This is a genomic window from Variovorax sp. (assembly GCF_035634955.1).
Classification (GTDB): Bacteria; Pseudomonadota; Gammaproteobacteria; order Burkholderiales; family Burkholderiaceae_C; genus Variovorax.
The window spans coordinates 92,912-104,460 of record NZ_DASQBZ010000010.1; the positions used below are offsets into that span (position 1 = coordinate 92,912).

General features: G+C 68.9%; 11 protein-coding genes. 9 read left to right on the plus strand and 2 right to left on the minus strand.

Features of this window, described 5'->3' with window-relative positions; all coding sequences use genetic code 11:
• Position 1 precedes the first annotated feature (1 nt).
• Positions 2-1,117, plus strand: a complete 1,116-nt coding sequence (gene zapE, locus VES41_RS04390; RefSeq protein ID WP_324813480.1) for a cell division protein ZapE — start codon at positions 2-4, stop codon at positions 1,115-1,117.
• Between the two features lie 32 nt (positions 1,118-1,149).
• Positions 1,150-1,797, plus strand: coding sequence for a hypothetical protein (locus tag VES41_RS04395; RefSeq protein ID WP_324813482.1), 648 nt, complete (start codon positions 1,150-1,152; stop codon positions 1,795-1,797).
• Between the two features lie 25 nt (positions 1,798-1,822).
• On the opposite strand, the gene VES41_RS04400 is transcribed toward VES41_RS04395, so the two are convergent.
• Positions 1,823-2,599 carry a PP2C family protein-serine/threonine phosphatase gene (locus VES41_RS04400; RefSeq protein WP_324813484.1) on the minus strand — a complete coding sequence of 259 codons (777 nt, stop codon included), beginning with the start codon at positions 2,597-2,599 and terminating at the stop codon, positions 1,823-1,825.
• A 141-nt stretch (positions 2,600-2,740) separates the two neighbouring features.
• Between VES41_RS04400 and VES41_RS04405 the strand changes: the two genes are divergently transcribed.
• Positions 2,741-2,944: a DUF465 domain-containing protein gene (locus VES41_RS04405; protein ID WP_324813486.1), complete on the plus strand. Its 204-nt coding sequence runs from the start codon at positions 2,741-2,743 to the stop codon at positions 2,942-2,944.
• A 39-nt stretch (positions 2,945-2,983) separates the two neighbouring features.
• The gene (locus VES41_RS04410; RefSeq protein ID WP_324813488.1) at positions 2,984-5,071 is read left to right on the plus strand and encodes an ATP-dependent DNA helicase; all 2,088 of its coding nucleotides are present in this window, start codon (positions 2,984-2,986) and stop codon (positions 5,069-5,071) included.
• A gap of 34 nt (positions 5,072-5,105) precedes the next feature.
• On the opposite strand, the gene VES41_RS04415 is transcribed toward VES41_RS04410, so the two are convergent.
• Entirely contained in the window at positions 5,106-5,921 is an 816-nt protein-coding gene (locus VES41_RS04415; RefSeq protein WP_414719023.1) for an outer membrane protein assembly factor BamD, read from the minus strand.
• 40 nt (positions 5,922-5,961) lie between these two features.
• Here VES41_RS04415 and VES41_RS04420 point away from each other — a divergent pair, with 40 nt between their 5' ends.
• The 5 genes from VES41_RS04420 to rlmN all read left to right on the plus strand — a co-directional run bounded on the left by VES41_RS04420 (position 5,962) and on the right by rlmN (position 11,549).
• Positions 5,962-6,963, plus strand: coding sequence for an RluA family pseudouridine synthase (locus VES41_RS04420; RefSeq protein WP_414719024.1), 1,002 nt, complete (start codon positions 5,962-5,964; stop codon positions 6,961-6,963).
• A 133-nt stretch (positions 6,964-7,096) separates the two neighbouring features.
• The gene (gene scpB, locus VES41_RS04425; RefSeq protein ID WP_324813494.1) at positions 7,097-7,855 is read left to right on the plus strand and encodes an SMC-Scp complex subunit ScpB; all 759 of its coding nucleotides are present in this window, start codon (positions 7,097-7,099) and stop codon (positions 7,853-7,855) included.
• Positions 7,852-9,690, plus strand: coding sequence for a pseudouridine synthase (locus VES41_RS04430; RefSeq protein WP_324813496.1), 1,839 nt, complete (start codon positions 7,852-7,854; stop codon positions 9,688-9,690). The genes scpB and VES41_RS04430 overlap by 4 nt, the downstream gene beginning before the upstream one ends.
• A gap of 238 nt (positions 9,691-9,928) precedes the next feature.
• Entirely contained in the window at positions 9,929-10,354 is a 426-nt protein-coding gene (ndk, locus tag VES41_RS04435; RefSeq protein WP_324813498.1) for a nucleoside-diphosphate kinase, read from the plus strand.
• A 19-nt stretch (positions 10,355-10,373) separates the two neighbouring features.
• Positions 10,374-11,549: a 23S rRNA (adenine(2503)-C(2))-methyltransferase RlmN gene (rlmN, locus tag VES41_RS04440; protein ID WP_324813501.1), complete on the plus strand. Its 1,176-nt coding sequence runs from the start codon at positions 10,374-10,376 to the stop codon at positions 11,547-11,549.

Here is an 11,549-nt window from a genome sequence, read left to right on the forward strand (position 1 = left end):
CGTGGCAGGCAGCAGCGCCCATTCGGTGCGTTCCGTCTACGAGACGGAGCTCAAGGCGCGGGGTTTCGCAAGCGATCCCGCGCAACTTCGCGCCATCGACGCGCTCGAGCGGTGCTGCCAGGAGTGGGTGGCCTACAAGTCGCGCCGCTCCAACGCCATCAAGAAGCTTCTGAACCGGCCCGACATTCCGCGCGGCGTCTACATGTACGGCGGGGTGGGGCGCGGCAAGAGCTTCCTGATGGACTGCTTCTACGAAGCGGTACCCGTCAAGCGCAAGACGCGCCTGCACTTTCATGAGTTCATGCGCGAGGTGCACAGGGAATTGGCCGATCTGCAGGGCACAGTCAATCCGCTCGACGAGCTGGGCCGGCGCATCGCCAGGCGATACCGGCTGATCTGCTTCGACGAGTTCCACGTCGCCGACATCACCGATGCAATGATCCTGCATCGCCTGCTGGTGGCGCTGTTCGACAACGGCGTGGGCTTCGTCACCACGTCCAACTTCAAGCCTGACGATCTGTATCCGGACGGACTGCACCGCGACCGGATCCTGCCGGCCATCCAGCTGCTCAACCAGAACCTGGAAGTGGTCAACGTGGACAACGGGACCGACTACCGGCGCCGGACGCTGGAGGCGGTGAGGCTGTACCTCACGCCCGGCGGCCCGGAAGCGGACCGCGAAATGACCGAGGCCTTCGACCGCCTGGCCGAGACCGCTGACGAGGACCCCGTCCTGCACATCGAGTCGCGCGAGATCCGTGCACGCCGGCGTGCCGGCGGCGTGGTGTGGTTCGACTTCCGTACGCTGTGTGGCGGCCCGCGCTCGCAGAACGACTACCTCGAGATCGCCACCCAGTTCCACACCGTGCTGCTGTCCGACGTCCCCCACATGCCGGTGCGCATGGCGTCCGAGGCACGGCGCTTCACCCTGCTGGTGGATGTGCTCTACGACCGTCGCGTCAAGCTCATCATGTCGGCCGCGGTGCCGCCCGAGGAGCTCTACACGGAAGGGCCGTTGGCGCATGAGTTTCCGCGTACCATTTCGCGTTTGCACGAAATGCGGTCGGCCGAGTTCCTGGCGCTGGAGCGCCGCGCGGTGGACACGCGCATCACATGATCCGATACCTTCCTGCAGTCATCCTTGCCCTGTTGGCCATGCCGGCGTGCGCGCAGGACGCGAATGCGGGTGCCGGCGCGCCGCCCGAGGCGGCCGCCGAGGCCGCCCTGCAGGCCAGCGAAAAGGCGCAACACGACCGGATCGCCGCCGAGCGCGGGAAGATCGAGACTCGCTACGGCAAGGAACGGCAAGCCTGCTACAGCCGATTCGCCGTCAACGATTGCCTGAACGAGAGCCGCCGCCGGCGCCGGGTCGAGGTCGAGGAACTGGACCGCCAGGAAGCCGCCATCAATGACGCGGAGCGGCAGCGGCGCGGCGACGCCGCGCTGAAGCGCCTGGAGGCGGCCAATGCGAAATCGTCCTCTTTCGACGCGCAGGAGCACCAGCGCAAGGCCCTGCAGGACCAGCAGGAGCGCGATCGGCGAGCCGCCGAGCAGGCCGCCAGCCGCCAGCAGCGCCAGGCCGACGCGGCGGCCAGCCGCCGCGACTGGGAAGACAAGCAGCGGGCCAACGCAGCTGAAGACACCCAGCGCCAAGAGCGTCGCCAGCAGGATGCCGTCGAGCGCGCGCGCTACGAGGAAAAGGTCGAAGCGGCACGCAGGGAGCGCGCCGATCTCGATGCGCGCAACGCTCAGCGGACCAAGCCGCGCGCTGCGCCGCTGCCTCCGCCGCCACCTTGAACGTCGGCCGCGCGGACGACAGGGCCTATCGGCTCGCGTCCTTGGGCAGGTGATCGAGCTTCAGCACCGCCAGCGAAATGTTGTCGCCGGCGCCGCGCGCCCGGATGCGCGCCTCGTCCACCAACAAACCCACCGCCTCCCGGGGCGTGCGCTCGGCGATCACCGCGCCCATCTCCTCGGGCAGGAAGTAGTGCCACAAGCCGTCGCTGCAGGCCAGCAAGGCGTCGCCCGGCTGGAGCTGAGCGACGTGATGCGTCTCGATCGGCGGCTCGCTGGTCGTCATGCCCAGGCAGCCGAGGAGAATGTTGGCCTGTGGATGGATGTCCATCTCTTCCTCGGCGATCTCACCCCTGTCGAAAAGCGCCTGCACATAGGAGTGGTCGCGCGTGCGGGTGACCATGCGGCCGTCGCGGAAGTGGTAGATGCGCGAGTCGCCGACGTGGATCCAGGTGCAGGCGCCGTTCGGGTCCATGATGAACGCGGCCACCGTGCTGTGCGGCTCCTGTTCGGCGGACACTGCTGTCAGCTTGATGACCATGTGGGAGTCGTTGACCAGCTGGGTCAGCAACTGCGCCGCCGAGTCCTTGCCGGGCGCATACTTGGCAAACAGCTGGCGCGCGGTCATCAGCACCTGGTCGGATGCCTTGCGCCCGCCGCTGCGCCCGCCCATGCCGTCGGCGACCAGCCCCATGACGCACCCGTTGGCCCGAGGATGAGCCAGCGTCAGCACCTGGTCCTGCTGGTAGGGGCGGTCGCCTTGGTGCAGCCCGCTGGCGGCGGCGAGTCGGAAGCCTCGTGTCATCGGTGCGTAGCGTGCCGGTGTGTGATGGGGGTCGCACCGGAGGCCGAAGGCGCGCGACGCGCTGTGCAGGGACCGGTGGGTCTTGCACTATTATCAAGCGAACCGGGGCCGCGACTCACAAGGTGTCTGCGCGGCGCAACTTTGGACTCCAATCTTCACTCCCTGGCCCGCCAGCTGATCGAATGCCGCATCGAGCATGCGGACCTGGATGCCACCATCGATCGCCTTGCCGATGCCGTGCCCACTGACGAACTCCTGCTGCGCCGTCTCAAGAAGCGCCGCCTGGCGCTGCGCGATCGTATCGAGCGGATCGAGCGGGAACTCGATCCACAGGAGCCGGCCTGATGCACGGCCAGCGCCGCGCCATACCGTGAGTGCCGCCTGATGTCCCTGCAAGACCGAGTGCGCGAGGCGTTCGCGCCGGCCGGCGTGCTGTCAACGGCGACCGAGCATTTCCGCGAGCGTGACGGGCAGACCGAGATGGCGCTGGCGGTGGCCGAGGCCATCGACGCCGGCGGACAACTGGTGGTCGAGGCCGGCACCGGCGTCGGCAAGACCTTCTCATACCTCGTGCCCGCGTTGCTCAGCGGCGAGCGCGTGCTCATTTCCACGGCGACCAAGGCGCTGCAGGACCAGCTGTTCGCCCGCGACCTGCCGCGCCTGGTGGAGGCCTTGGCGCTGCCGGTGCGCACGGCGCTGCTCAAGGGGCGCGCAAGCTACCTGTGCCTGCACCGGCTGGAGCTGGCGCGGCGCGACGGCCCCGATGACCGTGGCACCGCACGCGCGCTGGGCAAGATCGAACAGTGGGCCCAAGCAACCCGCAGCGGCGACCTGGCCGAACTGCCCGGACTGGACGAACGCTCCCCGCTCATTCCGCTGGTGACTTCCACCCGGGAGAACTGCCTGGGCGCCCAGTGTCCGAAATTCCGCCAGTGCCACGTCAACCAGGCGCGGCGCGAGGCCCTCGCCGCCGACGTGGTGGTGGTCAACCATCACCTTTTCTTTGCCGACCTGGCCGTGCGCGAATCCGGCATGGCCGAACTCCTGCCCACCGTTCGGGTGGCGATATTCGACGAAGCCCACCAGCTCAACGAGACCGGCATCCAGTTCCTCGGGGTGCAGCTGGGCAGCGCTCAGGCACTCGATTTCGCGCGCGACATGCTGGCGGCCGGCCTGCAGCAGGCCCGCGGCCTGGTCGACTGGACGCAGCTGTCCGGTGGCGTCGATCACGCAGCTCGGGAACTGCGCCTGGTGGCGGGTCGGCAATGGCCCGGCACCAAGCTGCGCTGGAACGAGACGGCGCCCGAGACCCTGGACGCCGCCGCGTGGCAGGCCGGGCTGGAGCAACTCCAGCAGGCCTTCGAAGCAGCAGCGGACGGCTTGGGTACGGTCAGCGAGCTGTCGCCGGATTTCGTGCGCCTGTACGAGCGTGCGCTCGAACTGGCGCGGCGAACCGCGCGATTCGCGCTGCCTTGCGCGCCAGAATCGGTGCGATGGGTCGACGTCGGCCAGCAGATCCGGTTGATGGAGTCGCCGCTGGACATCGCCGACGCCATCCGCAGCCGTGTGCTGCGCACGCGCGATGATGCCGGCGAGGGGGCAGAGCCCGGCGAGTCGGGCGGGCCAGAAGGCGCGGACGCCGACCGCCGCAGCTGGATCTTCACCAGTGCCACGCTCGGCGACGATGCCCGGCTGCGTTGGTTTACCGAGCCCTGCGGCTTGGAGGACGCGCGCGTGCTGCGCGTGTCCAGTCCGTTCGACTATGCCAGCCAGGCGGCGTTGTACGTTCCGCGCGATTTCCCGCGGCCGCAGGATCCGTCCCATGCCGCGCAGGTGGCCCGGGTGGCGGCGCAAGGTGCGACGCGCCTGGGCGGGCGCACGCTGGTGCTGACCACCACCAACCGTGCCTTGCGCAGCATCGGCGAGGACTTGTCGCGCCGCTTTTCGGCCGACGCGACGTCGCCGCTCGAAGTCCTGGTCCAGGGCGAACTGCCCAAGCGGGTGCTGATGGATCGCTTCCGCGAAGGCGCCCGGCACGGCAAGGCTGGCTGCGTGCTGGTGGCCACGGCGTCGTTCTGGGAAGGCTTCGATGCGCCCGGCGACGCCCTGCAACTGGTGGTCATCGACAAACTGCCGTTCCCGCCGCCAAACGACCCGCTGGTCGAGGCGCGCGGACGCCGACTGGAGGCGCAGGGGCGCAGTCCATTCAACGACTACTTCATCCCCGAGGCGGCGATTGCGCTCAAGCAGGGAGCCGGCCGGCTGATCCGGCGGGAGTCCGACAAGGGCGTTCTGGTGATCTGCGACACACGGCTGGTGAGCATGGGCTACGGCAGGCGCCTGCTGGCTGCCGTGCCGGCGATGCGCCGCATCGACAATGACGCGGATTTCGGCGCGGCCCTGGACGATCTGCTGGCCGAAGAGCCAGACCCCTGGATGCTGGCCGCGCAGGACCAGCCGTCTTCAGTTTGAACCAGCCCGGTTCAGCGCGACCAGGCCGGGCTGGTTACCACAGCTGCCACCAGGACTTGTCGTTCGCCCGGAAGCCGCGCGCAAGATAGGCGCTGTTGGGGTAGTTGGTGGTGAGCACGCGCTGGGTGTCGTCGCGCAGTTGCGTCAGGCCCAGGGCGTCGTATGAACGCACCATGATGTAGAGCGCTTCTTCGACGGCCGGCACTTCGCGGTAGTCCGAGATGGCCAGCTGCGCACGGTTGACGGCGGCGAGATAGGCGCCGCGCGAGTAGTAGTAGCGGGCCACGTGAACCTCGTACTGGGCCAGCGAGTTCACGATGTAGTTCATGCGCGCCCGCGCGTCGGGCGTGTAGCGCGACTCGGGGAAGCGGGTGACCAGCTCCTTGAACGACTCGAACGATTCCTTGGCGGCCTTCTGGTCGCGTTCGGAAAGGTCCTGCCGGGTGAGGCCCGAGAACATGCCCAGGTCGTCGTTGAAGTTGACGACGCCGCGCATGTAGAGCGCGTAGTCGTATGCCGGGCTCGCCGGGTGCAGCTTCATGAAGCGGTCGAGCGTGGCGACGGCGGCCGCCTTTTCGCCGCCCTTGTACTGGGCGTAGGCCTTCTCCAGCTGCGCCTGCTGCGCCAGCGGCGTCCCGGCGGCGCGGCCCTCGAGCTTTTCGTACAGCGGCACGGCCTTGTCGTACGCGCCCGAGCTGGACTCGTCCTTGGCTTCGCTGTAGATCTTGTTGGGGCTCCAGTTGGCCGTCTTGTCGGGCTCGCTCGCGCAGCCCGCCATCAGGGCCGCCACGATCGCGGCCGCGGGGAACGCGGCCCAGCGCGGGACCACCGATAATTTGGAGCGCAGCAACATCTAAGCCAATGCCTTCGTGAACGACGAGCCTCCCATTATATCGGCCGACCCCCTGGCAGCCGAGGCCGACCCCGTGGCTGGCTGGGTCGATGCCGACCCCACCGCGTCGAGCGAAGTGCGCCTCTTCCGCATCGAGCCGGCCCTGCACGGTCATCGCCTCGACAAGGCCCTGGCCGAGCTTGTTCCCGAGTTCTCGCGCAACTACCTGCGCCAGCTCATCGAGGCCGGCGCCGTGCTGCTCGGCGGCGCCGCAGTCGCCAAGCCTTCGCTGGCGGTGCGCGTCGGCCAGGAGGGCCAGATCGAGTTGCGGCCCACGGCGCAGAGCCAGGCCTTCAAGCCGGAGGACATGCCGTTGACGGTGGTGTACGAGGACGAGCACCTGCGCGTCATCGACAAGCCCGTCGGGCTGGTCGTGCATCCGGCGCCTGGTCATTGGAGCGGGACGCTGCTGAACGGGCTGCTGGCTCTCGACACCAAGGCGGCCTTGCTGCCGCGCGCCGGCATCGTGCACCGCCTCGACCGGGACACCAGCGGCCTGATGGTGGTGGCGCGGACCCGCGCGACAATGGACGCGCTGGTCAGTCGCATCGCCGCACGAGAGGTGACGCGCCAGTACCTGGCCCTGGCCCATCGGAGCTGGCAGGGCGGGTCGCGCCATGTCGACGCCCCGATCGGGCGAGACCCGCGCAACCGCCTGCGCATGGCGGTAGTGGACCTCGCCCGCCATTCGGGCAAGCCGGCGCGCACGTTGATCGATTGCCTCGACAGCGCGGGCGCCGGCTGCCTCGTGCGCTGCACCCTGGAAACCGGGCGGACGCACCAGATACGTGTCCACATGGCGTCGATCGGCCATCCCCTGGTCGGCGACACGCTGTACGGCGGGCAGCCGACGCCTGAACTGCAGCGCCAGGCGCTGCATGCGTTCCGGCTCGCATTTGCGCATCCGGTGACCGGCAAGGCCCTCCGTTTCGACTCCGAGCCGCCGCCGGACATGCGCGCAGGCATGGCGGCATGGGGCCTGCACTACAATGCCTCGTAACGGCCTGCAGGGCCGTGCCGGCGCCCCTGGCGCGCCGGTTCCTGCTGCACTGGCACCGGTGGCAGCGCCAAGCTGAGTTTCCCCTGAACGCGCCTGCGAAAGGCGCGTGAATACATCCCGGAATTCGCGAACCATGAATACGGCGGATGCCAAGCGCATTCTCGAAACCGCATTGATCTGTTCGAGCCAGCCGCTGCCGGTGCGCGAGTTGCGCGTACTGTTCGACGACGAGCTGGGTGCCGACACGGTCAAGACCCTTCTGCAGGAACTGCAGGACGAGTGGTCGCAGCGCGGCCTGGAACTGGTCGGCGTGGCCAGCGGCTGGCGGTTCCAGAGCCGGCCCGAGATGCGCGACCACCTGGATCGGCTCCATCCCGAGAAGCCGCCGCGCTACACCCGTGCGGCCCTCGAGACGTTGGCCATCATTGCCTATCGCCAACCGGTCACGCGTGGCGACATGGAAGACATCCGCGGCGTCACGATCAACTCGCAGATCCTCAAGCAACTGGAAGATCGCGGGTGGGTCGAGGTGATCGGGCACCGCGAGACCGTCGGCCGGCCGGCACTCTATGCCACCACCCGGCAGTTCCTCGACGATCTCGGGCTGGCCTCGCTGGACCAGTTGCCGCTCATCGAATCTCCTGCCGGGCAGACCGCGATGATGGACGCCCTGGTGCAGGACCAGGGAGCCCTGCCGATCGACGAGGCGGTCGAGCTGGCCGACGAGCAAGCCGCCGAACCGCAGCAGGCCGCTGTCGAGCAGGCCCCGCCCATTGACGACGATGCCGCCGTCCCTCAGGCCCTTATCCCGAACTCCGATACCTCCGATCCGCGCGACGATGCTGCGGACGACGACATCCCCGGCGTAGCGCCTTCCGGAACCCAGTCATGACCCCTGTAGATCCCGAAAACCCCGTCCTGGCGACTGAAGGCGCGACACCTGCCGCCGCCGCATCCGCCGCCCAGGCGCCCGCGACACCAGAGGGCGCCGCGCAAGCCGGCGCGCCGGACGGAGCGGGCAACGACGCGGCCAAGCGCCCGCGCCGCCCACGGCGAAGCAAGGCCGCGGCCGAGGGCGACGCGGCCGAGGCACCGTCGGCCGACGCGCAAGGTGATGCTGCTGCGCCGACGCCGGCAGCCGAGGCTGCGGCGCCGCGCCCGCGGCGCCGTTCGGCGACCAAGGCGGCGAAGCCTGAAAGCGCTGCATCGACGCAGGAGCCTGCCGACGTCGCCGCGCCGCCGGAGGCAGTCGAAGTCGAAGCCGCGGAACAGCCGACGGCCGACGTCCAGGAGCCTGAGCCGGATGTCCGGCCCGAGCCCGTCTCCCCTGTCGAGCATGAAACCGCGGCGGACGAGCGCGGGGACGACGAGGACGAGGACGACGAAGACCTGCTCGACGACGAAGAGGACGATCTGGACCGCGCCCGTCGCGCAGCCTTGCGCGAGGCACGCAATGCGCCGCCCACCGAACCGATCCGGTTCGACGACGTGGTGTCGGGGCGCTTCGACGCGGACGAGACCGACCCCGGCGTGGCGCCGATCAAGCGCGTCCTTCTGCCCGAGGCCGATTCGCCCAAGCTGCACAAGGTGCTGGCCCAGGCTGGGCTGGGGTCGCGTCTCGAGATGGAGCAGCTCATCCTGCAGGGCCGCATATCGGTGAACAACGAGCCGGCGCATATCGGCCAGCGCATCCAGTACGGCGACCAGGTCAAGGTCAATGGCAAGCCCATCCGCTACCGGATCGCGCCGCCGCCGGCGAGGGTGATCGCCTACCACAAGCCTGCCGGTGAAGTCGTGACGCACGACGATCCGCAGAATCGGCCGACGGTGTTTCGCAAGCTGCCGCGCCTTCAGCAGGGCAAGTGGCAATCGGTCGGCCGGCTCGACCTGAACACCGAAGGCCTGCTGCTCTTTACCAGCTCGGGCGAGCTGGCGAACCAGCTGATGCACCCTCGCTTCGGGCTGGAGCGCGAGTACGCCGTGCGCGTGCTCGGGGCGCTGAGCAACGAGGAAAAGCAGAAGCTGCTCGACGGCGTGCGCCTGGACGATGGCATGGCCCGCTTCGGCAGCATCGAGGACGGTGGCGGAGAAGGCGCCAATTGCTGGTACCGCGTCACCATTTCCGAGGGGCGCAACCGCGAGGTCCGGCGCATGTGCGAAGCGGTGGGCCACGGCGTCAGCCGTCTCATCCGCATCCGGTATGGCGCCATGGTGTTGCCCCGCGGCCTCAAGCGCGGTGCCTGGATGGAGCTCGACGACCGCGACATCCAGTCGTTGTTCAGCGCCGCCGGCGTCCAGCCCGGCTCGCGTGCGCCGCAGCAGCGCAGCGGTGGCGGCGGCGATGGCCGCAACAACCGCAAGAGGCGCCGCAACGGCGGCGGCGGGCCGCGCCCCGACGGGGGCAATCCCATGGCCAACCCGGCCGGTGACGGGCGGCGTGGACGGGGTGGACGCAATCGCGGCCCGGGCATGGACCTTTCCGGTGGCGCGCAGGGCAGCCCGGGCGGGCAGCGCCGAGGCGGCAATCGCGGCGGTGGTGGCGGTGGTGGCGGCGGAGGCGGCGCGGCCCAGCCCGATCCGATGAAGACCTCGCTGGGCTACATCGGCGCCGACAGCCTGCAGCGCCAGCGTCGCGAAAATCGTGGCGGTGGCCCGAGCGGCGGCGGCCCGAGCGGTGGTGGCGGCGGCAACCGGCGCGGCGGCTCGAACCGCCGGCGGGGCCGCTAAGACCTCGCTGCAAGGCCGGTCATGTGCGCCCGAGGCGCACCGGGGCGGCGAGCGTTCCGCGGGCGCGGCGGGAACTTCCACGCCGGGCTGTACGTCCATCCTTCGAAACTGGCGCCGCAGTTAGAATTGGAGGCTTTGTCAAGATGCGTCGGCCGCCCGTGGGCGGGCGTGTCGCCTTGGCGAAAAATCTTCTGAAAAGAATTCCGTAGACCAAAGTTAACGCTCAGGAAGCAAGAAAATGGCACTCGAACGCACTCTTTCCATCATCAAGCCCGACGCCGTCGCCAAGAACGTCATCGGCAAGATCATCTCCCGCTTCGAAGCGGCCGGCCTGAAGATCGCCGCCGCCAAGCTGGTGCACCTGTCGCGCGCAGAAGCCGAGCAGTTCTACGCCGTGCACAAGGAGCGCCCCTTCTTCAAGGACTTGGTCGACTTCATGATCTCCGGCCCGGTGTTCGTGCAGGTTCTCGAAGGTGACAACGCCATCGCCAAGAACCGCGACCTGATGGGCGCCACCGACCCGAAGAAGGCAGCTCCGGACACCATTCGCGCCGACTTCGCCGAGAGCATCGACGCCAACGCCGTGCACGGTTCCGACGCGCCCGAGACGGCCGCCGTCGAGATCGCCTTCTTCTTCCCCGGCCAGAACATCTACGCGCGCTGATCGGCGCGCCTGCGACGCAATGACAACGGCCAACCTGCTCGACTTCGACTTGGAGGGGTTGGCCGCGTTCTGCGAACGGCTCGGTGAGAAGCGTTTTCGCGCCACCCAGCTGTTTCGCTGGATTCACCAGCGCGGCGAAAGCGATTTCGCCCGCATGACCGACCTGGCCAAGTCGCTGCGCGAGAAGCTCGCCGGCGCCGCCCATGTCGAGGGCCTCGCGGTTCTGACGCAACACGAATCGAAGGACGGCACGATCAAGTGGCTGTTCGACGTCGGCGACGGCAACGCCGTCGAGGCCGTATTCATTCCCGAGGACGACCGCGGCACGCTGTGCGTGTCCTCGCAGGCGGGCTGCGCCGTCGGCTGCCGCTTCTGCTCGACCGGGCACCAGGGCTTCTCGCGCAACCTGACCACCGGCGAAATCGTCGCCCAGCTGTGGTTCGCCGAGCATTTCCTGCGCCGGCACCTGGGCCGTGACGAGCGAATCATCTCGAACGTCGTGATGATGGGCATGGGCGAGCCCCTGCAAAACTATGGCGCGCTCGTGCCGGCGCTTCGCACCATGCTGGACGACAACGCGTATGGCCTGTCGCGCCGCCGGGTGACGGTGTCCACCTCTGGCGTCGTGCCCATGATGGACCGGCTCGGGGCGGACTGCCCGGTCGCGCTGGCGGTGTCGCTCCATGCGCCCAACGACACGTTGCGCGACGACCTGGTCCCGCTCAACCGCAAGTACCCGATCGCCGAGTTGCTCGACGCCTGCAACCGCTACCTGGCGCACGCCCCGCGCGACTTCATCACTTTCGAGTACTGCATGCTCGACGGCGTGAACGACCAGCCGGAGCACGCGCGGCAGCTGATCGAGCTGGCGAAGCGGCACGCGGGGCAGGGCGTGTCCTGCAAGTTCAACCTGATTCCCTTCAACCCGTTTCCGGCATCCGGCCTGGTGCGATCGCCGGCCGCGCGCGTGCAGGCCTTCGCCAAGCTGATCAGCGAGGCCGGCATCATCACGACCGTGCGCAAGACGCGCGGGGACGACATCGACGCCGCTTGCGGCCAGCTGGCCGGCGACGTCAAGGACCGCACCCGGGCCGCCGAGCGCATGGCCAAGCGCCGCGAGGCGCAGGGCGAGCGGCGCATCGTCATTCATCCAGCGGCCCGGCGGGCCCCAACCCAGCGAAGCCAGGAGCCCTGA